Genomic DNA, 24,690 nt, shown 5'->3' on the forward strand with positions numbered 1-24,690 from the left:
TTCACTGGCTAATGCCCAGTATTCTGGGTGCGATCGGCGTTTTGTGTCTGACATCTCCGGTTGAAGCAGCCCGGTTGGTGCGGTGGCGGTTCAGCCCGGGTGAGAATCGCCTCACTATCACCACAGATGAGGGCATACAGCCCAGGGTGCAGCTCATTGCTAATCCAACTCGCCTGGTGGTTGATTTACCAGGTACAGCGTTTGGTCGTCCTCAGGTGGAACAGGCGGTAGGCGGCGGCATTCGGGCGGTGCGGGTCGGGCAGTATGACGATGCCACGACTCGAATCGTGATTGAGCTGACTCCTGGATACACCCTTGATCCAGAGCAGGTGCGGGTACGGGGCACTACCGCGAGCCAATGGACGGTTGATCTGCCGGAGCCCCAGCCAGGTGAGCCCGCGATCGCAGAAATATCCGACTCCCAAACGGCCGATCGCGCTGAAGTGGAAGTGTCTGCCCCTGAAGACTTACCCACTTTTTCCCCGATTGAAGCCGCGACTCAAATCGAAGACCTTCGCCTTACCCGCGATGGGCTATTCATCCGCACTCGTGGAGATACCCCTGAGATTGATCAGAACTACAATCGACGGCGACGACGGTTGACGATAGAAATTGAAAATGCCGCATTTGCGCCTGAAGTGGTGCGTCGAGAACTGGAGTTGAGTGAATACGGTATTGAGCGGATTGAACTGGTGCAGGCAGACGTTCGGGAGGGGAACCCACCAACGGCCAATGTGATTCTGCACTTTGCGCCCAATGTGGAACGCTGGCAAGTGGATGTGAGTGGCTTTGGCGGCATTGTCCTGATTCCCAGGGAAAGCCGGTTACTGGCAGATGTCCAGTCTCCCCGATCGCTAACGGCTGGTACAACGACTGTTTCTGCGCCACCGTTGCCCGTGCCCGATAGCACAATTCCCGTCCCCATGCCCGATCGGCGGCCCCGCTTCCGGCTCCCCTGCCGCCCTTACCTGATGTTTCCAACAACCGAGTCACCATTACGATCGATCCAGGTCATGGTGGCCGCGATCCGGGGGCCGTCGGAATTGGGGGATTGCGTGAATCGGACATAGTGCTGGATATTAGCAGGCAGGTTGCTTCCCGACTGGAAGAGCAAGGTGTGCAGGTGATCATGACCCGTCAGGACGATCGGGAAGTGGATCTATCCCCGCGAGTGCAACTGGCGAATCGAGCCAGATCCAATCTATTTGTCAGCATTCATGCAAACGCCATCAGCCTCAGTCGCCCCGATGTCAATGGCTTAGAAACCTACTACTACTCCAGTGCTGGGGAACGCCTGGCCCAGGTGATTCACGACACGGTTCTGCAAATGACAGGAGTGCGCAATCGACAAGTTCGCTTTGCCCGGTTCTATGTACTGCGGCACACTTCCATGCCTGCGGTGCTCGTAGAAGTGGGTTTTGTCACCGGAGAAGAAGATGCCCGCCGTTTGTCTGATCCAGCCTTCCGGACTCAGATGGCAGAGGCGATCGCAGCTGGCATTCTCCGATACGTCCAGCAGAACCTTTAACCACTTATGTGATTTGGGCGCACTGCTGTGCGCCCCTACGAACCATTCCCTGCCTTCAGTCAGGCTACGCTGGTAAATAGGGCATCCAGAGGTTGAGATGGGGCATCTGGCTTGGCGACCACCTCAACAATTTTGTTTTTCGCCTGGGACTGTAGGAGGGATTCGACGCACACCTGAGCTACCTTGGTGCGGGGAATGCTGCCATCAAATAACCGATCGGCTCCCTGCATGACGATCGCATCGGTATTGTCTTCGTTTTTCAAGCCGCCTGGCCGGACGATCGTGTAAGCTAAACCACTTTTTTGCAGGTATTCCTCTGCCTGCTTTTTCCACACCAAAATCAGCCAAAACAGGTTGAGGGGATGGAAAAACCGAGAGACACAGAGCGAAGATACCATGACAAATTGCTCAATGTTTTTCTCCTTCGCCACATCGATCAAATTTTTGGTTCCCAGATAATCGACCTTATAGGGGCCCGTGGGGTCAAAGCTGGGAGCTGCTCCCGTCGCCGAGAGGACAACCGTGCTGTCGGCCATCACCTCTCGCAAACTATCCGGCTTCAGCACATCGCCGACCACTAATTCAATGCCCTCCGGCAAAATCTGTTGAGCTTTTTCTAAATCCCGCACCAGTGCTCGCACGGGAATTTGACGCTGCACCAGCTCCTGCACGATTCGTCGTCCCGTTTGTCCGGTAGCACCTGCAACAAATGCTTTCATAACTTTCTGATTAAATTCAAAAATTTCGTCACTTTGAGTGTATCCGAGGAGAGCGTTGGAATTGATGAAAAAAGCACTTTGTCAGCCAAATTTGATCGAATCTTGCTGTGAACCTGAATGTTGCCTGCGGCTATGGATATCAAGTCATTCAGCGACTCCAAAGCAGTTTCTGTTAGCATCATTACCTCCAGAAACCTACCCAAAGGACTAGATCGCACGCTAATCTCCTACCAATTCGATCGGAATATTGCGGACAGTTGCTCAAAGTCTCAGTATAATTCTCGCTTTTTGCCTGACATTTGCTGTTCTCTCCGTAGATCGATCATGGCTATACCTTTGGGCAGGAAGATATGCTGGAGCAAAGTTAGAGATGACCCTAAGTGGGTTCGGCTGTTAGACTGAGTCTTGGGTTCAGTCGCAGATAGTTTGTAAATATCAGATGAAGGAGTCTCTAACTCTGTGAAATTCTGATGTACTTAGTGTTGTCGTGTCTTTTTTGGGGTTAAATTGCCCCTGATTTACCCCATTCGTGTCGTCCCCTGGTTTGAGTCGTCACTTAAAGCCAACCCTGAGGCTAACCACTGTCGTCCTATGAGGATCTATCCGAAAATTCCGTCGGGGGTTTTGGATTCCTAAAACTCTAGTGAGTTTGCGGATAGGCACTGAGTGCGGGCTTGAAGCTTTTGGGTTGGGGTTGATAGGAAACAAACGATCGCAGGAACGTATACTATGCAGGCAAATTCCGCTGAATGCCACACCGATGTTGAGCCTATGGTCTTGGGGGCAACGTCCAGCTTGATTGATGGCAAATCTCTAATGCATGAAGATTCAACCCATCCCGCTCATGATCATCCCGTTGGTGAACCCTCCTGTTTTCACGGGCATTTTACGAGCTGCATGGAAATGTATGCTAATGCTAAAACAGTGGCCGACTATCTGGATGCTCACCGCACCTGGTTTCCCCGCTGTGCCCAGCCGATGTCTACTGAGCCGATCGGTGAAACAGGATATGGAGTCACAATCGGGCGATTTGGCTCCTTCGGGTATGAAGTGGAACCCAAGGTGGGGTTAGATCTATTACCCCAGGAGCAGGGAGTTTATCGCATTCAAACTGTCCCGGTTCCGGGCTATCACCCTCAGGGGTATGATGTGGACTTCCGGGCGGCTCTGGAGCTTGTAGAGATAGATGCCAACGCTTCTGGACTCCCCGATCGAATTACTCACGTTGAGTGGGAATTAAACCTGGAAGTCATGATTCACTTCCCCCGTTTTATCCAGGCATTACCCAAGCAACTTGTTCAGACAACAGGCGATCGGTTACTGAACCAGATCGTGCGGCAAGTCTCTCGGCGTTTAACCCATAAGGTGCAGCAAGACTTCCATCAGACTGCTGGAATTCCGTTTCCGAAGCGGCGGCGGAAGTAAGGGGTATGCGGCAAAAGAACGTACCCGGTAGGGAGCGCACAGCAGTGGGCCCTTACAGCGGATTTCTTCAAAGATTGGGATGCCATGTTGCAGATCCCTAAAGACCGCAGAGATCGGAAAGATTAATAACTTAGCCAGTCATTGACGGGGAGCAGGAACTCTATTCAGATGGTTTCTGCTCCTTTTGCCTAGGGGGTAACGGTCGGGAGCATCCGATTTGGGCAAATTAATCAACTGCCGTAGCGCAGGCAGCGTTCGACTGAGCTCACACCGAAGTCTTGCCTGCCAGTAATGCGACATTCTGGATCCAGCCTCCTGCAAGTATGCAATTGGGCAAGGACACGCTAGTCTGAAGAAAAGACTCAGTCTGAGTCAGAAACTTTAAGCGAAAACTCAAAGTCGAAAGTTTAAAGTCTAAACAAAGCGGTGTGATAGGAGAAATTCATCTATGTGGGTTGCGATCGTCAGTTTTATTGCTGCCTTCATTCTTGCCAGTTTTGTCGAGTACTGGATGCATCGGCTCATGCATGTTTCAGCCAAAATTGGTGAACGACATCGGGATCATCATCGCCGCAATGAAGGACAGGGCGTGATCTGGGAATTCTTAGCTTACGTTAAGGGCAGTCTGATCTTAATGGCAGTGCCGTTCTTCTTCTCGTGGCAAATGGGGTTGGGTTGGTTCTTGGGGGCCTGATCTACGCGGCTTTTTCCGCCTATGCCCATCAACTTCAGCATGAAAACCCTACCCGCTGCTTTTGGATGAAGATGCCCGTTCACTATGTTCATCACAAGTATGGGATGTGGAATCATAACTTTGGGCTGGGCGTTGACTGGTGGGACTACGTTTTTGGCACCTACAAGCCCGTGGATTGGCTGACGGAGGAAGAACTGAGTCAGGCCGATCGCGGCTACCTGCAATTGCGCTGGTGGTAGTTCGCTAGACTCAGGCAGATTAATCTTCCAGTCCCAATATCCGCACACAGAAAAATCCCCCTCGACATCCGTGTTTGTCAAGGGGGGTTTCTAGTCGCAGAGACTCACTCTAGCCGTGTCATTACACCCTGTAACTTTCAAACCTCAATCTTTAGTACGCTCCGTCTTTAACCAGGACAGATTGAATGGTCTTAATAATCAGATGCAGATCGTACATGACAGACCATTTCTTTTGGTAAGCGATGTCCATCTGGACAATTTCTTCAAAGTCTTCAACTTTTGAGCGCCCGTTGGCCTGCCATTCACCCGTGATTCCAGGCTTAACGCGCAATCGTTGGAAGTGATGCTGCTCGTACTGGCTGACTTCATCTAGCGTCGGCGGACGAGTTCCAACCAGGCTCATTTCGCCCTTGAAGACATTCCAAAATTGCGGCAACTCATCTAAGCTGGTGCGGCGCAAGAAGCGTCCCACCCGGGTGATGCGGGGGTCTTTACGGTTTTTGAAGATGTTGCCTTTGGCTTCGTTTGTAACCAGATGCTTCAATTGCTCGGCATTCGTCACCATCGATCGAAACTTCCAGATGCGGAACGTTTGACCGTTTAAACCGCAACGCGCCTGGCTATAAAAAATTGGGCCAGGATTATCGATTTGTATACTGATGGCGATCGGAATGAAGAGTACTGCTGTAATAGCTAATCCAACCAGGGAACCAACCAGATCAATCAGGCGTTTTGCCTTGCTAGTAACAGAGGGATGGGTTTTATCCCCACCAAATTCAGTTTTGAGATTAGGAGAATGAGCCAGCATGGGTGAACGATCGGTGGAGGAGGCAAGAAAATTGGGTGTAGTAATCACGGTTTGCGAAGCTCCAATCGAGTGAATCGCTAGAGATGAATAGTCATCATTACTGACTATCCTATGCGGGGAGGCTAATCAGGAGGTAGTAGATTCGCGGAGGTTTGCCTAATCTTTTAACTAGCTCAGGCTTTTATGAAGTTTCACCCTGGTGTCCGAAATAACCTCTCGTTAAGTGGTTTTATTGATTCTGGAGTACTGTTTGAAAAATAAGCTATATTGATCCGACGACATTGATGCAATGATCGATGCGATTGCGATCAGGTTGCTCCGATTCCATCTAACCCGAGTCGCATCTGATCCCGGACTGCACGGATGTTTTTGGTTGTGGCGAATGGGTGGTGAAGCGATTCATGGCGCGTTTTTGGATTTTCATACTTCAGCAACGGTATCAGCGGTTTTGTCGTCGCTTCCTGATTGCCCTCCTGGTCAGTCTCCTGATCATTCCCCTGGGATTTAGTCAGATCAGCCGTGCCCAAAGCCAGCTTGCTGCCTATTGTCAGTTGAACGCAGAAGCAGTGAGCCAAACCGATACGCTACGCCAGGCGGCCCAGAGTGGTGATGCAGAAGCTCAACAGGCTTATAAAACAGTGGTGGCTCAACAGGCTGAACAATTACGGCAATGCCGTGCTCGCACCTGGCCCCAAAATCAAGCCCTCTGGCTCCGGCTTTATCCCTGCGATGCTAATCCTGGCGCGTTAGATGAGTTGTTCGATCGCGTCATCAGTCGGGGCTATAACATGGTCTATGTTGAAGCTTTCTACGATGGGCAAGTGCTGTTACCGGCTTCCGATAATCCCACCGTTTGGGCTTCGATCGTTCGAGGGGAAGGGCGGGAAAACATTGACTTACTCCAGGCGGCGATCGACAAGGGCCGAGAGCGGGGCATCAAGGTTTATGCCTGGTTATTCACCCTTAACTTTGGCTATTCCTACAGCCTGCGCCCTGAAGCTGAACAAACCCTGGCCCGCAACGGCAGAGGCGAAAATACCCTGACGGCCCTGGCATCGGGGGGGGCTGGAACGATCCACGCTAACGAGGTTTTTGTCGATCCTTACAGTACTCAAGCCAAGCGAGATTATCACACCCTGGTGCAGGCAATTTTGCGCCGCCAGCCCGACGGAGTGCTATTTGACTACATTCGCTATCCCTGGGGCCAGGGTGGTGAGTCCGTTGCCAGCCAGGTTCAGAACCTCTGGATTTACGGGCCATCCGCCCAGCAAGCACTGCTCGATCGGGCGATGAACCAGAAGGGGAGAGATCTGATTTATCGCTATGTGAGCCAGGGACGGATTACGGCTGCGGATCTGTCTGCGGTCAATTCCCTTTACCCGAATGAAGGAGTCCCCCTCTGGCAGGGTCGTGATCCCAACAGTGCTGCCAGCGTGGAACGATTGCAGTCAGAACTCTGGCTCCTCAGCGTTGCCCATGCCGTGCAGGGAGTCCTGGACTTTCTCCAGGTGGCGATCTATCCAGTCCAGCAACGCGGACTGCCAGCAGGAGCGGTCTTCTTCCCAGAAGCCAATCAGCGGGTGGGAACGGGGGGATATGATTCCCGACTGCAACCGTGGGATCGGTTTCCCAGCAGTATGGAGTGGCATCCAATGTCCTATGCCCTGTGCCCCGATTCAAGCTGTATTGTCGAGCAGGTACGGCGCGTGTTGAGCATGGCTCCCGATGGAACGCAGGTGATGCCAGTGTTGGCCGGAACCTGGGGGCAAACCAACGGCGGCCACCCCCCCCTGGAAAATCAGATGCGGGCGATTTACCAGGCAACTCCCCAAATCAATACCATCAGCCACTTTGCCTACTCCTGGCAAGATCCAGAACACGATCGGGTGCGAAAATTTTGCCGCCTGTGAAGCGGTAATGGTTATAAATCCAATGGGGTAGAACATCATAATGGGTTAAAGCATGCAGGAAAAACCACATCGAGAAAAGAGCCTGCGCCAAACCCAGTAAATGACCCAGTAAATGACCCAGTAAATGACAGAGGACAGAAAGATTGTGGGAACCCTAGTTTTGTCCGAAGTTTGGGGCATCTAAACTTGGGTCATCCAGTTTTGAGCGGTCGATCGGATAACCGTAAACTAAACTACATTTTAGTGCTGACTTTAGAGCGTCCTATGAAACCAGACCAACCCTTTGCCACAACCTTTGCTGTCCTCATCCTCAGGGTGGCAGGTCTCCTCTTGCTTTTGGGGGTACTAATCGACTATGTGGCTTTGACCATTCCACCTAACTTTCTGAACAGTGCATGGCTATCCAACTTAATCAGTGAGTGGGTTGGGCGAGGAACCATTCCCCTCATCGGTCTGGCACTCATCCTATTTAGCCTCTGGATTGAACAATCTGAGTCTAACCGCTCTCACCTTTCCCAAGGCTGGCTCTCAGGCACGTTGACTGCGGCGAGTGTGCTGGGGGTCCTGTTTTTGCTGCTGGCTCCCATTTATTTCAGAAGCAACCAACTCGCTAGCGCAGCCGAAACTCGACGCATTAACCAGGAAGCGGCGATCGCTGAAGAACGATTGAATGTGGAATTGGAACAGCAGCGCGATCAGCTAACGGCGGTTTTGTCCAACCAGGAGCTATTGGCCCAGGTAGAACAGCAGCTCCAGGCATCATCGGGTGAGTTGGGCGAATCAACTGATGTCCAGCAGAACTTTGTCCAGCAAATCCAGGAAACCCTGGCGGAAGTGCGAAATGATCCAAACGCGCTGGAGCAAAAAATTGCAGAAGCTCGTCAGGAAGGAGCGGAGCGCATCCAGGCACAGCAGCAAGAACAGGTGAATACCCTAACGACTGACCTGAGAAAATCCAGGGCACGAGTGACGCTCAATAGCCTATTTTTAGCAATCGGCTACCTGGTTATCGCTGGGAAAGGATTGGGTTGGGGACAACAGCGCACCACGAGCCGCGCTAAACAGCGTTCCCCCAAACGTTCCTCCACAAAACGTTCCCCCAAGCGGACTACGAAAAGTTAGAGGGGATTGTCTTCCGATGGGAATTCTTCACGCACGATCGGGGCGGGTTCAAAGGCAGGGCAGTAGCCTTCAGGAGTGACTTTAAAACCAAATAACGGAGAAGCCTGATTCCAGCAGCGTTGACCCCGGCAATGACGGCAGTATTCACAGCTTTCCAGGGCGACGGGTGAAGCCGATTCAGCATGTTGAGCCAGCAATTCTCGCTGGGTTAATCCTCGAAGGACTAACTCTTCCCCTTGCCAGCGGGCTTCCACCAGTCCAGTATCAGCAAAATTCTGCCAGCGTGGATCACGGGTAATGGCATCGGGTAGCGTAATGCTGATGGACATCTCTTCTTCCGTCAGCTCGCCCTCATAGTTCGATTCGGGAGCGGCGGGCTGCAAAAATGTCTCTCCGATCGGTAAATCAACCTGGACTCCGGCGGAGGGAGTATGGAGATGATAGCGGTTTTGCAGTTCTTCCAGGCTAGCCAGATCAGTGAGATAGGTAGGAGAACCGTGAACAAACACAATGTGCTGCGGGCGGAGGTTATGAATCAGTTGGGTGGTGCCTGTGCCATCACAATGATCACCCAGCAGGTAGGTTTCAACGGCAATCTGCCCCGACTGAATTTGAGAGCGTAACTTTGGAGAAGTTCCCAGAGTATGCTCGATCGCCGCTTCCACAGAACCCATGCGCCCAGGCTGGGACGGAATCAGCAGGAGCCATTCCCCCGTGTTGGGAGAGCAGTATTGCCCCAAATCTGATTCTTTATCCGTAATCACAATGCAGGGAGTCTGTCCCTGCGCAAAGGCTTTACTGCGATCTGAGGCAGATAAATTGAGGAGCGATCGCACTCTAGGACGAATCCGCTCATCCCAAAACAGCGGTTGATGCCGGGCAAAATTTTGAACTGTGCTGGGAAAGTGGGACAACATCTCCAGGTAGCGATCGCATCCTAGAGCCACATTTCCATCGACCCAAATATCCACCTCGCGCCCGGTAAAGTGATGATGGCTCCGCAACAGCATTAACAATTCCTGCCCCATTCCCAGGGTTGGAGTGGGTAGCACAATCGACTGGTTTTCAGCGATCGCTCGATGCAATCGTTCTGCCAGTTGGTTCTCCTGCTGCCGTCGGTGGGGATACCGCGCTGTACCGTAACTGCCCTCTACAATCAAAACATCCGGCTTGAGTCCCCTTAGTTCTTCCAGGGGCAACCCATCGACCAGACGCGAATTTGAGAGCAAAAAATCGCCAGTGTAAAATACGCTGTACGACCGCTGCTCACTGGTGTAGGTCAGCAAAAAGGCCGCCGCTCCAGGCAGGTGGCCGGCGGGATAAAGTTCCGCACTCAACCCATCGAAAAATTCAACTGGGGTACGCCAGGGTAGAGCATGGCAAAAGTTTGGAATGGGCTGGGACTGCAACTGGGACTGTAACTGGGACTGGGCATTTGCCACTTCTGTCCAGTTGAGCGACAGCAGATGGGTAGTCACCTCACTGGCATAGATCGGCAGCTTGGGGTAGGTCTGATGGAGTGCCAGCAGTCCTCGTGCATGATCGGGATGGGCATGGGTGCACAGAACCAGATCAACGGGGGGAGCAGACTGCCGTTCAGCCACTAACGGAGCCACACTAGCCAGACCGCAATCTAACAAAACGCGATGCGGCCCTAACTGCACTAATAAACAGATACCCTCATCGGCATGACCTACGCCGTAGGGTAAACATTGCAACTGCTCCATGACTTGCCCTAATGAGCAGAGCCATTACCGTGATAGTTATCCGTGTCGTAAAACCCGTTTCGTGTCCCAAAGAACAAACAGGCGAGGATAAAGATGGGGGTGAAAGCCAGTAAAATCAGCTTGACATCCATAGGGTTTAAATTTCGCTTCCAATCACGATTGTAGGGGAATGCAGAGAAATTCACTAATTCCTGTTGCAGGAGGAACTTCTGGCTGGACAGATGGTAATCTGCTAAGGATGATTGACCCGCAAGGGCAAACCACCCTAAAACAAATCTAGCGTACTGCAATAAATTTCTCAGATTATGGAAGCAAACAAACTCGATCGCCCATTGTCCACTAAGATTTTTTAGAATCTTATTTTGGTGATTGGGTTGTAGACCCAACCCTTCCATAGCTGCTGGTTCCCAATTTTTGATTTCGATTATCGAGCAGGAGCAGGGCGAGATCGTCCTAACCTGAGTGTTGCTGACCTGATTTGCTAGATCGTTGAGTGCAGTGAGGTAGTTCCAAACGCATGACAGTCATTGCCTTTGTCAATCAGAAGGGGGGATGTGCTAAGTCCACCACTGCCGTTCATTTTGCCTATTGGCTGCTTCAGGGCAGAAATCAGGTCGTGCTGGTGGATGCAGATGCTCAACGGTCTAGCTCGATCTGGGTTGACTCCCTGGAAGATCAGATTCCCTGTAAAGTGGCGCAAACTTCAGAAGCACTGCTCGATTGCATTCCTGAGTTAGCCAGCAAGTATAGCTATGTGGTGGTTGATGGCCCGGCGGGGCTATCTGATGCCACTAAAGCCATTTTGTATTGCACTGATCTAGCCGTCATTCCCTGTCAACCCACGGGTGTCGATCTGCGATCGGCTTCGGATGCCATTCGTCTCATCCGTCAAGCGCAAGCCCAACGCGAGGGCAAACCTCAGGCTGCCGTGTTCTTATCCAGGGCCGTCAAGGGAACTCGCCTGAAGGATGAAGCCATGCTCCTCCTCGCTAATATTGGAGTCCCGGTACTGGATACCGTGATTCATCAACGACAGGCGATCGCCGACACCTTTGGGCAGGCTGCTACGGTATGGGAATTGCTCGGCAAAGCATCGGTGGAAGCTGCTGAGGAATTTGAGCAGCTATTTCAGGAGATTGTTGAGTTGGAGGGGGGAGGCGAGGCGGGTGAGTAGGTGAGTGGGTGAGTAGGTGAGTGGGGGGGGGAGTAGGGGGGCAGTGAATGTGGGCGAGATGGAGTTTCAAAAGCAAATTTGGTTATATCGATAGCCATTGACTGGGCAGACAAACTCCCACCCCACGAGCGGAAATCAGCAAGACAACAGCCCCATTAAAACCCTGCATTCACAGCGTCCCCGCTCCCCTACCCCCCTACTCCCCTACCCCCCTACTCCCCTACTCCCCTACTCCCCTACCCCCCTACTCCCCTACTCCCCTACTCCCCTACCCCCCTACTCCCTCACCCCAACACAATCCCCGTCCGAGGCGGCAGCGCGAGAAACAGATTGTCGTCTGTCCAGAGGATGGCAGTTTTCTGGGAGGCATCCGGATCGGTACTGTACAGAATCTGCGTGGGTTGGGCATGGAGGCGAGTTCCGATCGTTTCCAGATCAATCCGGGCAGTCACATCATCAGAGTTGACGGCAATGATGAGCACATCTCCTTCCCAGAGTCGGGCGAAGACGTATACCAGTCCTTCAGCTCCCAGGAGGCGGTATTCCCCAATGCGGAGGGCAATGTGGGCATGGCGCAGGGAGATCAGGCTGCGATGACAGTCCAGAATCTCAGCATTCCATTGCGCTTTTTCGGGGAAGCTGCGGCGACAGTCTGGATCGAGTCCTCCTGCCAACCCGACTTCATCCCCGTAGTAGATGCTCGGTGCGCCAGGAAAGGTCATCAACAGCAAGTTAGCCAACTTCACTGAGTTAATGTCTCCCCCTGCTAGCGTGAGTAAGCGAGCCGTGTCATGGCTGGAGAGCAAGTTGAGCTGAGTCAGTTGAATATCCCAGGCATAGCGATGGAGCAGAAGCTGGATCTTTTCAGCATAGGTGTCAGCATCCATTGCCGGATAAGGATCATAATCTCTATCCTGAACTTCTTCTCGCACCACTCGATCGCCTGCGGTATAGGCAATCGTCGTTCCAGCAAACCAGTAGTTCATCACCCCATCGAACTGGGTGCCGTCTAACCATTGCCTTGCATCTCGCCAAATCTCGCCGACGATGTAGGCTTCCGGGTTAATTGCCTTGACCCGATCGCGGAATTCCTGCCAAAAACCGGATGCTTTGATGCACTCTGGCACATCTAGCCGCCAACCGTCGATCCCCTGACGAATCCAGTGTTCGGCAATGCGCATGATGTATTCCCGCACTGCTGGGTTCTCGTGATTGAACTCTGGTAATGCCCGGTTGTTTGTCCAGGACTTATAGTTCGCTATCCGTTCACCATCATAGGCAGAGAGGGGCCAGCCTTCGATCGTGAACCAGTCAAGCCAGGGAGAGTGGGGCCCGTTCTCTAAAATGTCGTTAAAGAAAAAGAAGCCTCGACTGGCATGATTGAAAACCCCATCCAGCACCACCTTCATGCCGCGCCAGTGGGCTGCCTCCAGCAAGCGATAGAGGGCTTCATTACCCCCCAGTAGCGGATCAACCTGGTAGTAATCGTGGGTGTGGTAGCGATGGTTAGAGGCAGACTGAAAAATGGGCGTGAAGTAAATGGCTGTTACGCCCAAATCTTGCAGGTAATCCAGCTTGTCAATCACTCCCCAAAGATTACCTCCTTTGTAACCCTGGGAAGTGGGAGGAGCATCCCATGCTTCTAGAGGAACCGAGTCCAGCTTTGGCATCAGCGGCTGTGTTCCCCTGGCAAAGCGATCGGGAAAGATTTGGTAGAAAATAGCGTGTTTAACCCAGTCTGGTGTGTGAATTGGCATAAATTCCCCTATGCTTCTTAATTTTCCCTATCGCCTGATTAGGAACTTTAAGGCGCGATGGCGATTCTTTAACATTTATCAACATTTGCTATAGTGCAGCATCTTGCACAAGTCAGACAAGCTTCAGGGCTGAATTTATCCAGTTCTCCCGTCTGGCTGAAGGGGGAGATTGAGCCGTTGCTGGAAAGTCGATCGCAATAGTTCTAAAGAAAGAGAATTTTTCTGGGAACTTTTTGAGTATTTTCAGTGTCTAAATACTGAGATATTTTCAATTTTTTGTTGAAAATAATCTGGCATCTTTTGGAGAGAAATTATTAACTGATTATTCCTTTATTTTGATTGTGTGACAGTTGAAAAACAGAACATTGTCTAACACAAAGTCACCCCTTCAAAATCTATAACAGGAATATGAGCAGCAAACGAATGACAACTCAAAACACTTTAGGTAATTCGCCTGCATTGCCCCCTCAAAGAAATGCATCTTAAACCTGAAGTTTCGGTCATCTACGACAATCAGCTAGCAAATTGAATTAAATCTAATTAGTAAGAATTAGTTTTTTCTTGCTAGCTAATTTGATGGGTAAAATGTCAAATCTACTGCAAATCAAAGCCTCACACCAAGGAAGGTATCTCATGAAATTCGCTCTGAAGTCGATCGCAACGGTTTCTCTTTTCTCTGCATTAACAGTTCTACCTATTCTATCTTCAGCTGAATTGGCTTCAGCTCAAACCGCAAGGGGAATGACTGGAAGCTATGTCGGTGCAGGGGTATCTGTTAGCCCAACTAACTCCGATGACGATCAGATTTTAGGTGGTAATGTTCAAGGACGTTTGGACATTCAAGAATTGCCCGTTTCTCTGCGTGCAGCCTACCTGTTTAACGGTGACAATAGTGCCCTGATGCCCATTCTTTCCTATGACATTGGTATTGCTCCCAACACGAATCTCTATGTGGGTGGCGGTTACTCTTTTGTCCTCGGAAATGAAAACACTGCTTCACCCTTAGGAAATCAGAATGCCCCCTTCGTCACCCTGGGTGCAGAGACGGCCGTACAGCGCAATGTAGTTCTATACAGCGATGTCAAGGTGGGCTTTGACGCTTACCGCAATAGCTCTGATACAGCAGTCAGTGTGCAGGTGGGTGGAGCCTATCGGTTTTAGGAAGTGAGGAGGGAGGGGTGAGGAGTGAGGAGGGAATAGGGAGTGGGGCGTGGGGCGTGGGGAGTAGGGAATGGGGTAAAGCAAGGTAAGGGTGTGGCTGAACTCTTGTGGGGTGGGCATCTTACCTGCCTAATCCATTCAGCTTTACCCAATCTCTTGTGGGGTGGGCATCTTGCCCGCCCAGTCCATAACCCGTAGCGCAGGCATCTTGCCTGCAATTAATCTCCCCCTTTCCTACTCTTTCCTCTATCCCTCCCTCCCTTCCCCACTCACCCACTCCTCCCTCCTTTTACGGGCGAATTACAGTTTGCCCCTACCTTCCTCCTCACTCCCTCACTCCTCACTCTCAAATTCCGGTTTTCCCCCCTTCATTCCACAAACCCTTGCAACATCCGGGACGTGAATCTCTAAAATGGTAAGGAAGTTTTAATATATGCCGTGCCGCTAGAGATACAGCGTTATGTTTGAAGCCCTTGCCGATCGCATGGAATCTGCCTGGAAGAAGCTCCGGGGACAGGACAAAATTTCGGAGTCGAATATTCAGGAGGCATTGCGAGAAGTCCGTCGTGCCCTGTTGGAGGCAGATGCCAACCTCCAGGTGGTGAAGGACTTTGTGGCAGAAGTCCAGAAAAAGGCCCAGGGAGAACAGGTGATTTCCGGGGTAAATCCGGGCCAGCAGTTCATCAAGATTGTCCACGATGAGCTGGTGACGGTGATGGGGGAAACCAATGTGCCGATGGCCCATGTCGAGCCTGCCCCCACGATCGTCCTGATGGCGGGACTCCAGGGAACAGGTAAAACCACTGCCACTGCGAAACTGGCCCTGCATCTCCGTAAGCAAGAGCGGAACTGTTTGCTGGTTGCTACGGATGTGTACCGTCCGGCGGCGATCGATCAGCTAATTACCCTCGGTAAGCAGATTAACGTTCCCGTATTTGAACTGGGAAGTGATGCCAACCCGGTGGAGATTGCCCGGCAGGGGGTAGAAAAAGCGAAGGCGGACGGCGTTGATACGGTTATTATCGATACCGCTGGTCGATTGCAGATTGATGAATCGATGATGGCGGAGTTGGCCCAGATCAAAGATGCCGTACAGCCCCACGAAGTCCTGCTGGTGGTGGATGCCATGACGGGACAGGAAGCCGCTAACCTGACGCGCACCTTCCACGAGCAGATTGGGATCACTGGCGCAATTTTGACCAAAATGGACGGGGACACGCGAGGCGGGGCGGCCCTCTCCGTCCGGCGGATTTCTGGACAGCCAATCAAATTTATTGGGGTGGGTGAAAAGGTTGAAGCCTTACAGCCCTTCTATCCCGATCGCATGGCCTCCCGAATTTTGGGGATGGGGGATGTGCTGACCCTGGTGGAGAAGGCTCAGGAGGAAGTGGATCTTGAAGAAGCGGAAAAACTTCAGGAGAAAATTCTCACCGCCAAGTTTGACTTTACTGACTTCCTGAAGCAAACCCGCCTGATGAAGAACATGGGTTCCCTGTCAGGGCTGGTCAAACTGATTCCTGGCATGGGCGGCAAAATTTCCGATGACCAACTGCAAAAGGGCGAAGAGCAGTTGAAGCGGGTGGAGGCAATGATTAACTCCATGACCCCCGAAGAACGACGCGATCCAGAACTGCTTTCTGGTTCCCCCAGTCGCCGCAGACGAATTGCCAAAGGGTCAGGTTACGGGCTGGATGATGTCAGCAAGCTGGTCAAAGATTTCCAGAAAATGCGATCGCTGATGCAGCAAATGGGGCAGGGACGATTTCCTGGAATGGGAATGCCGGGCATGGGCGGCGGCATGGGCGGTATGTTTGGTGGCGGCGATCCAGTGGGGGGTGCGCCTGGTGCGCCTCCTCCGGGATGGCGCGGATACAATACCCCATCTCCTGGAAAGAAAAAGAAAAAAGACAAGAAGAAGAAAGGGTTTGGCAGCCTGTAAGGAGAATTTTTGTTGGGGAATTCATCTCAACATTTCTCCTTTCTTTCCCGCCCCCATCTCGTGATAGTCTCGTATCTATAGCATCAATTAAGGCCTTCTGGACGGGTTGTTGTCTATGAGGCTGTGTTGGATCTTGCTGGAGAGAAGACGTTAGGAGCGATCGCAACAATGGTATTAAAGTTTTTAGGACTGGGTAAAAAAAGCGAATATTTTCTGGAAGCAGAACCTGAATCCCCCAATGGGTCAAAACCTGCGCCCCAGCCAGCGGCATCAGAAACGAAAGCAGCACCAGAACCAGTGGAGCCAGAGTCTCAAGCAGCTCAGGATGTTGCAGCCGCACAACTGACCGATGCTGAAACCCCTGACTCTGTTGAAGCAGTTGTGGTTGAAACGGTTCCCAAATCTGCGCCTGAAGCGTCTGAAGCGGGTGCAGAGCCGAAAAAAGCAAAGGCAAAGAAAACGAAGGTTAAGAAATCTGAAACGAAAGCAGTGGAAGCAGAACCCGTAAAAGAAACGGTGACGGCCTCCATTGCTCAATCTGCACCTCAGACAAAGAACTTTGCCACTGAACATCTACTTCCCAACAACACCCCCCGTCGTCGCCCTGGCCCCAGCCTGGATATGTTCAAGGAAATGGCGCGTCAGGTGAAGATGAAGTAGTAGGATAGGGCGTAAAGAAGTAGGGCTGAAAAGCTGATTTTTCTGCGTTAAAAGTCTCTTAGAACCAATGAAACTAGCCGGACGTGGCACTATTCCAGGTCCGGTTTTTTGGTTTTCTTCATTTTGACAATCTTGGATTTTTTGATTGTTTAATGATGATTTAATCTTCGATTTCCATCTGAGCCACAATCATGGCGCAAAAGGCAAAGGCTGCCACGATCGGCATCGGAGACTGGAACAAATAGCTGGATAGGGTTGCGATCGCGGTAAACCCAATCGCTCCCAAGCACCATTTCCGCTCATCAGGGCTGAGTCCTCTCTGAGACTTAATCAGCCGCAACGCCCGGGAGGGGATGGGAAGCGGCATGACTGCATTCGGCGGAAAGGCCCAGTATTCTCTGCGCTCCCGCAAAAAGGGATCAGACCAACCGTTTTCTTCACACCAATCCTGAATCCAGTTGTAGCAGTAATGTTGCATAATTGATTCGTTGAAAATTGAGTCGTTGAAAAAACAGGATACTGAACAGCGAAGCTCTACAGTATTTCGTCCGTAGAACCCATTGGGAATATCATTATTACAAGAGCTAAAAACTCTGAACCTACCGAGTAGGCTAACAAAGTTAAAGATACTACCGACCTTATAGGACATCAAAGTTTACTAAAACCGCCTTTAGAATTAAATTGAGTTAAGCATGAAGTGCCAAGGTTACAATCTGTAAGGTTTTAGAATAAATCAAGGAAGCTTTTGTTGTTTCGATCGGTAGATATTCTTATTGACTCCGGTTGTGCCGCATAACCTGGTTGGTGCTGTATCACTTCAACTCCCTATGGATGAGCTGGCTAGAAGGGATCTAATGACTTGTTTGGGAATCTGGCTGGCTCTGGAAATCATTGGGTTTGGCTTAATTCCAGCGATCGTTTCCGCATCTCCTATTCCAACGGATGACTGGTTTTTGCTCAGTTTACCCTTGGGAATTGGCGGTGCGTTTTTTATGGCTAGCGGCACTCAACTGATGATTTATGCCCTTGAGCAAGAAAGCCAGATCAGGCTGCGTCTGGTACAACTGCTGTCTGTTTTAACCAGTTGGGCAGGCTTAATTGGAATTGGCTTTCCGCTGATGGTGATGAGTGTTCTTGTGGGGGTAGAACTGCTAACTCGGCTGCAAGGATAACCAAAACCATCTATCTTCCCAGAGAACTTCCTTAAAACATGAATCAGGAAAGTCAGAACGATCGGCAAAATGCCTCTACAATATTCTGGATTTAAACCACTGTCTTCAACCATACCCCTATGCCTCGTCGTACTGACCTTCACAAAATCCTTTTGATTGGCTCCGGGCCCATCGTGATTGGGCAAGCCTGCGAGTTTGACTATTCTGGAACCCAAGCCTGTAAAGCTCTGCGAGAGGAAGGCTATGAAGTGGTGCTGGTCAACTCCAACCCTGCAACCATCATGACTGACCCGGAGACAGCCGATCGCACCTACATTGAACCCCTGACCCCGGAACTGGTTGCAAAGATTATTGAAGTGGAACGCCCGGATGCCCTGCTCCCAACGATGGGAGGACAAACTGCTTTGAACCTGGCAGTTGATCTGGCGAAGAATGGCACGTTGGACAAATACAACGTGGAACTGATTGGGGCCAAGCTACCTGCGATCGAAATGGCGGAGGATCGCAAGCTGTTCAAAGAAGCGATGGCGCGGATCGGGGTGGGGGTGTGCCCGTCTGGGTTAGCGACTACAATGGCTGAAGCGAAGACGATCGCCCATGAGATTGGCACTTACCCGCTGATTATTCGTCCTGCCTTCACGATGGGCGGCACGGGCGGTGGCATTGCCTACAACCAGGAAGAATTTGAGGAAATTTCCCAATCAGGACTGGATGCCAGCCCCGTGTCGCAGATTTTGATTGAAAAATCCCTGCTGGGCTGGAAGGAATATGAACTAGAGGTGATGCGGGATCTGGCGGATAACGTGGTGATTATCTGCTCGATCGAAAACCTGGATCCGATGGGAATTCACACGGGGGATTCGATTACCGTTGCGCCGGCCAAACCCTCACCGATAAAGAATATCAGCGGCTCCGGGATGCCTCGATTAAAATTATTCGGGAAATTGGGGTCGAAACGGGAGGATCGAACATTCAGTTTGCGGTGAATCCAGACACCGGGGAAATGATTGTGATTGAGATGAACCCCCGCGTCTCTCGTAGTTCTGCCCTGGCTTCTAAGGCTACCGGATTCCCAATCGCCAAGATGGCGGCAAAACTGGCGGTGGGTTATACGCTGGACGAAATTCCCAATGACATTACTAAGAAAACTCCCGCCAGCTTTGAACCGACGATCGATTACGTAGTCACCAAAATTCCTCGCTTTGCCTTTGAGAAATTCCCCGGATCTCAACCGTTCCTGACGACGCAGATGAAGTCCGTGGGCGAGGCCATGGCCATCGGGCGGACGTTCCAGGAATCCTTCCAGAAGGCGTTGCGCTCTCTGGAAACGGGTCGGGCGGGATGGGGCTGCGATCGGCAGGAGAAATTACCCAGCCTGGAGCAAATTCGGGCGGGACTGCGGACGGCCAATCCAGAGCGAATTTTCACGATTCGCCACGCGATGCAAATGGGCATGACGGTTGAGGAGATTTTTGAGCTAACGGCGATCGACCCCTGGTTTTTGGACAAGTTAGCTGGGTTACTAGACACTGAGAAATTTTTGAAGAAAACTCCCCTCAAGAGCCTGACGCGGGAGCAAATGTACGCCATCAAGCAGCAGGGGTTTAGCGATCGACAGATTGCCTATGCTACCAAGACCAGCGAAGATGAGGTGCGAGCCTATCGCAAGGAACTGGGGGTAATTCCGGTCTACAAAACCGTTGATACCTGCGCGGCAGAGTTTGAAGCCCTCACCCCCTACTACTATTCCACCTACGAATCAGAAACCATTTCCCTGCAAGGGGAACAGGAAACAGTTGCTGTGGAATCTGAAGTGGCACCTTCCGATCGCCGCAAGGTGATGATCCTGGGTGGCGGCCCCAACCGGATTGGGCAGGGAATTGAGTTTGACTATTGCTGCTGTCATGCCTCCTTTGCCCTGCGGGGGGATGGCTTTGAAACCATCATGGTGAACTCCAACCCGGAAACGGTTTCCACTGACTATGACACCAGCGATCGGCTGTACTTTGAGCCGTTAACGAAGGAAGATGTCCTGAACATTGTCGAAACAGAACAGCCAGAAGGGGTGATTATCCAATTTGGCGGTCAAACCCCCCTGAAGCTCGCGGTGCCTCTGCAAAACTACCTGGCACAGAATCCCGATGTGCCCACGAAAATTTGGGGCACTTCCCCTGATTCAATTGACACCGCAGAAGACCGGGAACGGTTTGAAAAAATCCTGCGCGATCTGGAGATTCGTCAGCCGCCCAACGGCATCGCCCGCAGCTATGATGAATCCCTGCGGGTGGCTCAACGGATTAACTATCCTGTGGTGGTGCGTCCCAGCTATGTGTTGGGGGGGCGGGCCATGGAGATTGTTTACTCAGATGCTGATCTGGAACGGTACATGACCTATGCGGTGCAGGTGGAACCCGATCACCCGATCCTGATCGATAAGTACCTGGAAGATGCGATCGAAGTCGATGTAGATGCGATCGCCGATCAGACGGGGCACGTTGTCGTGGGCGGAATTATGGAACACATTGAGCAGGCAGGGATTCACTCCGGAGATTCGGCTTGCTCCATTCCCACCATTTCCCTATCGCCGACCGTACTGGAAACCATTCGCTCCTGGACGATTAAGCTGACCCAAGCCCTGAAGGTCATCGGCTTGATGAATATTCAGTACGCAGTGCAGGGTGAGGATGTTTATATTCTGGAAGCGAATCCCCGCGCCTCCCGGACAGTGCCCTTTGTCTCGAAGGCGATCGGTGTGCCCCTGGCAAAATGGCGGTGCGGGTGATGTCGGGGAAAACCCTGGAATCATTGAACTACAGTCAGGAAATCATTCCCCAACACATTGCGGTGAAGGAAGCCGTTCTGCCCTTCTCCAAGTTTCCCGGCACAGACATCATTCTGGGCCCTGAAATGCGATCGACGGGAGAGGTCATGGGGATTGATACCGACTTTGGGAAGTCCTTTGCCAAGGCTGAACTGGCTGCATCCCAAATCCTGCCTCTGGAAGGGATGGTGTTTGTATCCATGAACGATCGGGACAAGGCGGCGGCGGTTCCTATCGTTAAAGACCTGGTGGAACTGGGGTTGAAAATCGTCGCCACTGAAGGAACACGCAAAGTCCTCCAGGAACACGGTGTTTCGGTAGAACGGGTGCTGAAACTCCACGAAGGACGACCCAATGTGCTGGACTGGATCAAAAATGAACAGATTCAACTGATCATTAACACGCCGCTGGGAGCCGCTGCCCAGATCGACGATCGCTCCATCCGCCGTGCTGCCCTCGCCTATAAGATCCCCATCGTCACCACGATCGCAGGAGCCAAGGCAACAGCCTCTGCCATTCGATCGCTCCAGTCGCAGCCGTTGGGGGTAAAGGCAATTCAGGACTATGGGAGGTGATTGAGGGCGAGAGGTGACTTGATAGCACCTTGTAGGGGCAAACGCCATTCCCCCCTGGGGATCCTACGGTGTACACACAAGTCATCTGCTCTAGCCACGACTGGGTTTGATCCTCCCTAACCCTCCTTAAAAAGGAGGGAACCGGATTAGAAGTCCCCTTTTTTAAGGAGGATTTAGGGGGATCTATCAGGGTTTGAGCCTCCCAGCCAAGATCTGTGTACACGGTAGCCTGGGGATCTGGAATGGTAAGGGCGCACAGCTGTGCGCCCCTGTTTATTCTTCACTTCTGACTCCCCGTTGTCTTGCTGCCTTGATCTGCTGAATCACCCGCTCAAAGCTGATCATTGCGCTACCTAGGGTCAGAATCAGAATTCCGGCAATTTGCCCGATGCTGAGGGAGTTTTGAGGGATGGGAAGGATCAGAAATGCCAGTAATGCCGTTAGTGTTGGAACGCTAGCAGTAATCAGGGTGGCCCGGGCGGGCCCCAGCAGGCGCGATCCCACATCGTTCAAGAAGTAGCTGACGATCGTGAGTCCACCCAAAACTAAGCCGCCTATCACTAAGCCTGGCCAGTTGGAGGGAGTGGCCCGCGAACCGAGCGCAATCAGGAAGACACTGCTCAAGACAAAAATCGTTGAGTTTTGAATCAGGCTAATTGGGACAGGGTTTAGCTTCCGGCGATTAATGATCAGCATGGATACCAGATACAGCGCAAAGGTAATGCTGGAGAGCACACCCGCCACAATACCTTCATTGGATAAGCTGGTCTGTGCTGCAAACAGGGCCAGTCCTGCCCCCACACCGATCGCCGCAATTGCAATCACTTTCAAGCGAGTGGGACGATCGCCGAACAGCATCCAGGTGAGGGGAATCGTTGCCAGGGGATAAATTGAGGTCAGGGTAGCAGCCACAGCCGGGCCAATTTCACCGATCGCAATGTAGAGAAACACCTGGGACAGCATCAGAAAAATGCCGCTACCGATCAGGCTCCAGAGGGTTCGTCGATCCTTTGAGATAAAAATCAGTTTGACATCTCGCCAAACGGGTTGATACAGCAAGCCCGCCAACCAGGCTAACAAGGGTACGATCGCCACCATGCGTACCCACAGTACCAGTAGTGCACTGCTAAACGTCGCCAGGCTAATAAATCCGCCAACCGGCAGGGCTTCATTCCCAAACAGCCGACCCTCTGTGCCAATAATCTGCACAATCACGTAATGCAGAGCCAGCATAGCCGCTGAGAACAGCATGAAGATTACGCCAGAGCGGAAGGGGTTATTTTTGCGAGCCGCCGATCGGGGGGGAGAACAGAGGGATCGCTCAGAGCGGCAGGGGCGGCAGGGGGGCTGGTCGAAGTTGGATGGGTCGTTCCAGGACTCGCCAGGGTAGAACCTGGCGCAGCAGGAGACATCCCCAAATCAGCCGCATTGACCAGAGGAACCCCAGACAGCACGTTCGAGCCAGCGTTTGACCCTGGAGGGATGGCCGCAGGAAAAGGAATGGCATCGGGGGGAGTCCCAGTCGGGCTTTCTACTGGAGGAGGCGTTGCAGTCGCATAGCCGGAGGGAAGAGGGGGATAAGTGGACAGCGGGGATGGGGATGGGGGGGAGCCTGAAAGGAGCGATCGGCAGGAATGCGATCGGTGGGAATGCGATCGGCAGGAATGCGATCGGTGGGAATGCGATCGGCAGGAATGCGATCGGTGGGAATGCGATTTCTGACCACATCCGACTGAAGCTGCTGGCTAATCCGACCGACCAGCACTTCCAGAATTGCTTCACCCTGCTGGCCCAGATCGTGCATTCGATTGATTTGCTGCGACAGGGCACTCTGGTAACTGCTCAAATCGTGATTCAGAGAGGTAAAGGCGCGATTTACCGTTTCATCGATCGAAGCCAGGAGTCGCTGCGTCTGTTCTGGATCAACCTGAGTCAGGGAAAGCTGGGAGACATCGACCGTCTGCTGAAGCTGCTGCGGACTGACGGATTGACTCAACCGTTGGCCAGGGCGGTATGAAGATGATTGGCCAGGGCCAGGGCAAGTTGTTTGGCCCAGGCTTGTTGTTGGGCAATCTGCTGGCGAGACAGATCCATCTCATGCTGCGACTGGATGATTTGGCGTTGATTTTGCAGCTTTTCAATATCGCTGATCAACCGCGACTTTTCTGCCTGAAGCCGTTGCACATCTTGATGCAGTTGCGACACCACATCCTGCTGCAAGCTCCGCAAGTCGTTGGCCATTGTTTGTAAGAGATTCTCAGTTGTTGCTCTAGAATCTTCAAATTCACCATTTTCGGGTTGATTGTCCAGTCGCCCCATGCGTGTGCAACCTCTCGCGCTCAACTAACCTAGTGATGATAGCTCCAAAGTCGGCAAATGCACGCACGGATTCCGATGAACTTAATATCGATATCCTCTCCAATACCAGATTCTGAAGTCGGCATTTTTCCTGGACGGAACGGGCCATCATGCACCTCAAATCGGAGCCAGTAACTCATCTACCCACTGCTGATCGACTTCGGATTTGGGAGGGGGGACAGGTTGGTGATAATTAATGCGGAAGTCATAGCTACCGCGATCGTAAACGCCCAGCAGAATAGTTTGTAAATCGACAATTAATTCTGGATCGTCGGGTTTGAGGGGTAACAAAAAGCTGGGGATTGGCTCTCTCATCTGGAATTCATATAGATCTGCCATGGGACGATGACTGGCTCGACTCACCACGATGCGATAGTCACCCGTATCCTCTACCCCAATCATCGGCATAGGTGGATTTTCTCGCAGTAAATCGATTTCAACCAGATGAGAGGAACTGCCCAACACGCGCTGCCGCTTCTTCTCATAGGCAGATCGTCCTTCGCCCTTGCGCTTATTTTTAGGCGACAGCACCTCAATCACCGTAATCACCTGATGCGTACCCACCTCCCGCACTTCTAAATAACGTTCTTTCACTTCAATGGGTAGGGGGAGCTGGATTTGTTTCGGGCGCGTTTGTGTGGCGGTCGTTGTCGGTTGCGCGACAAGAGTGGGTGAAGCAGTCAGCACGATCGCATCAGGGATTCCCACTAGCAATTCAGGATTGTCGTCATCCAGATAGGTACGGGTTTCGACTGCGACGTAATACTTGGGTTGCAGATAGGGAGTGAGTGCATCCGAAATTGCCACAATCAAGCGGTTATGAAACTCGTGCCACAAAGCAGGTAATTCCAGGTAGGGGTTCATGCCAGGGAAAGGGGACGGCATGGGTCAACTCCCATAG

The 24,690-nt window shown here is 52.0% G+C and carries 21 protein-coding genes and 2 pseudogenes; 12 read left to right on the top strand and 11 right to left on the bottom strand.

Annotation, left to right across the window (positions count from 1 at the left end; genetic code table 11):
- Nucleotides 1-11: 11 nt before the first annotated feature.
- Both ACM1PF_RS12880 and ACM1PF_RS12885 read left to right on the top strand, forming a co-directional pair.
- Nucleotides 12-1,070: an AMIN domain-containing protein gene (locus ACM1PF_RS12880; RefSeq protein ID WP_416675045.1), complete on the top strand. Its 1,059-nt coding sequence runs from the start codon at nt 12-14 to the stop codon at nt 1,068-1,070.
- On the top strand, nt 1,052-1,528 hold the full coding sequence (locus ACM1PF_RS12885) for an N-acetylmuramoyl-L-alanine amidase family protein (protein WP_416675047.1): 477 nt from the start codon (nt 1,052-1,054) through the stop codon (nt 1,526-1,528). Before ACM1PF_RS12880 ends, ACM1PF_RS12885 begins: the two co-directional genes overlap by 19 nt.
- Before the next feature lie 59 nt (nt 1,529-1,587).
- Here the strand turns inward: ACM1PF_RS12885 and ACM1PF_RS12890 are convergent, their stop codons facing one another.
- On the bottom strand, nt 1,588-2,247 hold the full coding sequence (locus tag ACM1PF_RS12890) for an SDR family oxidoreductase (RefSeq protein ID WP_416675049.1): 660 nt from the start codon (nt 2,245-2,247) through the stop codon (nt 1,588-1,590).
- 729 nt (nt 2,248-2,976) lie between these two features.
- Here ACM1PF_RS12890 and ACM1PF_RS12895 point away from each other — a divergent pair.
- Nucleotides 2,977-3,672: a DUF1997 domain-containing protein gene (locus tag ACM1PF_RS12895; RefSeq protein WP_416675051.1), complete on the top strand. Its 696-nt coding sequence runs from the start codon at nt 2,977-2,979 to the stop codon at nt 3,670-3,672.
- Nucleotides 3,673-4,120: 448 nt separating this feature from the next.
- A pseudogene (locus ACM1PF_RS12900) lies at nt 4,121-4,605 on the top strand (sterol desaturase family protein).
- 151 nt (nt 4,606-4,756) lie between these two features.
- Here the strand turns inward: ACM1PF_RS12900 and ACM1PF_RS12905 are convergent.
- The gene (locus ACM1PF_RS12905; protein ID WP_416676639.1) at nt 4,757-5,413 is read right to left on the bottom strand and encodes a sugar transferase; all 657 of its coding nucleotides are present in this window, start codon (nt 5,411-5,413) and stop codon (nt 4,757-4,759) included.
- Between the two features lie 401 nt (nt 5,414-5,814).
- Here ACM1PF_RS12905 and ACM1PF_RS12910 point away from each other — a divergent pair, with 401 nt between their 5' ends.
- Nucleotides 5,815-7,323, top strand: coding sequence for a family 10 glycosylhydrolase (locus ACM1PF_RS12910; protein WP_416675053.1), 1,509 nt, complete (start codon nt 5,815-5,817; stop codon nt 7,321-7,323).
- A 186-nt stretch (nt 7,324-7,509) separates the two neighbouring features.
- Nucleotides 7,510-8,445 (top strand): HpsJ family protein, encoded by a 936-nt coding sequence (locus tag ACM1PF_RS12915; protein ID WP_416675056.1) that lies wholly within the window; start codon nt 7,510-7,512, stop codon nt 8,443-8,445.
- On the opposite strand, the gene ACM1PF_RS12920 is transcribed toward ACM1PF_RS12915, so the two are convergent.
- Nucleotides 8,442-10,172 carry an MBL fold metallo-hydrolase gene (locus ACM1PF_RS12920; RefSeq protein WP_416675058.1) on the bottom strand — a complete coding sequence of 577 codons (1,731 nt, stop codon included), beginning with the start codon at nt 10,170-10,172 and terminating at the stop codon, nt 8,442-8,444. The genes ACM1PF_RS12915 and ACM1PF_RS12920 overlap by 4 nt on opposite strands.
- An 8-nt stretch (nt 10,173-10,180) precedes the next feature.
- On the bottom strand, nt 10,181-10,567 hold the full coding sequence (locus ACM1PF_RS12925) for a hypothetical protein (RefSeq protein WP_416676957.1): 387 nt from the start codon (nt 10,565-10,567) through the stop codon (nt 10,181-10,183).
- A 122-nt stretch (nt 10,568-10,689) separates the two neighbouring features.
- Here ACM1PF_RS12925 and ACM1PF_RS12930 point away from each other — a divergent pair, with 122 nt between their 5' ends.
- Nucleotides 10,690-11,346: an AAA family ATPase gene (locus ACM1PF_RS12930; protein WP_416675060.1), complete on the top strand. Its 657-nt coding sequence runs from the start codon at nt 10,690-10,692 to the stop codon at nt 11,344-11,346.
- Nucleotides 11,347-11,630: 284 nt separating this feature from the next.
- On the opposite strand, the gene ACM1PF_RS12935 is transcribed toward ACM1PF_RS12930, so the two are convergent.
- Nucleotides 11,631-13,103, bottom strand: a complete 1,473-nt coding sequence (locus tag ACM1PF_RS12935; protein ID WP_416675063.1) for a glycoside hydrolase family 13 protein — start codon at nt 13,101-13,103, stop codon at nt 11,631-11,633.
- Between the two features lie 633 nt (nt 13,104-13,736).
- Between ACM1PF_RS12935 and ACM1PF_RS12940 the strand changes: the two genes are divergently transcribed.
- From ACM1PF_RS12940 to ACM1PF_RS12950, 3 genes are all read left to right on the top strand, one after another.
- Entirely contained in the window at nt 13,737-14,264 is a 528-nt protein-coding gene (locus ACM1PF_RS12940; RefSeq protein WP_416675065.1) for a hypothetical protein, read from the top strand.
- A gap of 460 nt (nt 14,265-14,724) precedes the next feature.
- Nucleotides 14,725-16,203 carry a signal recognition particle protein gene (ffh, locus tag ACM1PF_RS12945; RefSeq protein ID WP_416675068.1) on the top strand — a complete coding sequence of 493 codons (1,479 nt, stop codon included), beginning with the start codon at nt 14,725-14,727 and terminating at the stop codon, nt 16,201-16,203.
- A gap of 126 nt (nt 16,204-16,329) precedes the next feature.
- Entirely contained in the window at nt 16,330-16,863 is a 534-nt protein-coding gene (locus ACM1PF_RS12950; protein WP_416675071.1) for a hypothetical protein, read from the top strand.
- Nucleotides 16,864-17,023: 160 nt separating this feature from the next.
- Here the strand turns inward: ACM1PF_RS12950 and ACM1PF_RS12955 are convergent, their stop codons facing one another.
- The gene (locus ACM1PF_RS12955; protein ID WP_416675073.1) at nt 17,024-17,341 is read right to left on the bottom strand and encodes a slr1957 family protein; all 318 of its coding nucleotides are present in this window, start codon (nt 17,339-17,341) and stop codon (nt 17,024-17,026) included.
- Nucleotides 17,342-17,717: 376 nt separating this feature from the next.
- Here ACM1PF_RS12955 and ACM1PF_RS12960 point away from each other — a divergent pair, with 376 nt between their 5' ends.
- Together ACM1PF_RS12960 and carB are read left to right on the top strand one after the other, a co-directional pair.
- The gene (locus tag ACM1PF_RS12960; RefSeq protein WP_416675076.1) at nt 17,718-18,035 is read left to right on the top strand and encodes a hypothetical protein; all 318 of its coding nucleotides are present in this window, start codon (nt 17,718-17,720) and stop codon (nt 18,033-18,035) included.
- Nucleotides 18,036-18,154: 119 nt separating this feature from the next.
- Nucleotides 18,155-21,431 (top strand): annotated as a pseudogene (gene carB, locus ACM1PF_RS12965) (carbamoyl-phosphate synthase large subunit).
- Nucleotides 21,432-21,704: 273 nt separating this feature from the next.
- On the opposite strand, the gene ACM1PF_RS12970 reads toward carB, so the two are convergent.
- From ACM1PF_RS12970 to ACM1PF_RS12990, 5 genes are all read right to left on the bottom strand, one after another.
- The gene (locus ACM1PF_RS12970) at nt 21,705-22,682 is read right to left on the bottom strand and encodes a DMT family transporter (protein WP_416675079.1); all 978 of its coding nucleotides are present in this window, start codon (nt 22,680-22,682) and stop codon (nt 21,705-21,707) included.
- A gap of 5 nt (nt 22,683-22,687) precedes the next feature.
- A complete protein-coding gene (locus tag ACM1PF_RS12975; protein ID WP_416675082.1) occupies nt 22,688-22,885 on the bottom strand; it encodes a hypothetical protein in 198 nt (65 codons plus the stop codon).
- A 77-nt stretch (nt 22,886-22,962) separates the two neighbouring features.
- Nucleotides 22,963-23,427, bottom strand: coding sequence for a hypothetical protein (locus ACM1PF_RS12980; RefSeq protein ID WP_416675085.1), 465 nt, complete (start codon nt 23,425-23,427; stop codon nt 22,963-22,965).
- Nucleotides 23,424-23,750, bottom strand: a complete 327-nt coding sequence (locus tag ACM1PF_RS12985) for a hypothetical protein (RefSeq protein WP_416675088.1) — start codon at nt 23,748-23,750, stop codon at nt 23,424-23,426. The genes ACM1PF_RS12980 and ACM1PF_RS12985 overlap by 4 nt, the downstream gene beginning before the upstream one ends.
- Before the next feature lie 156 nt (nt 23,751-23,906).
- Nucleotides 23,907-24,674: a DUF4058 family protein gene (locus ACM1PF_RS12990; RefSeq protein ID WP_416675091.1), complete on the bottom strand. Its 768-nt coding sequence runs from the start codon at nt 24,672-24,674 to the stop codon at nt 23,907-23,909.
- Between the last annotated feature and the right edge of the window lie 16 nt (nt 24,675-24,690).

Source organism: Egbenema bharatensis FJBBOT/2019, from assembly GCF_048077055.1.
GTDB lineage: Bacteria > Cyanobacteriota > Cyanobacteriia > Elainellales > Elainellaceae > Egbenema > Egbenema bharatensis.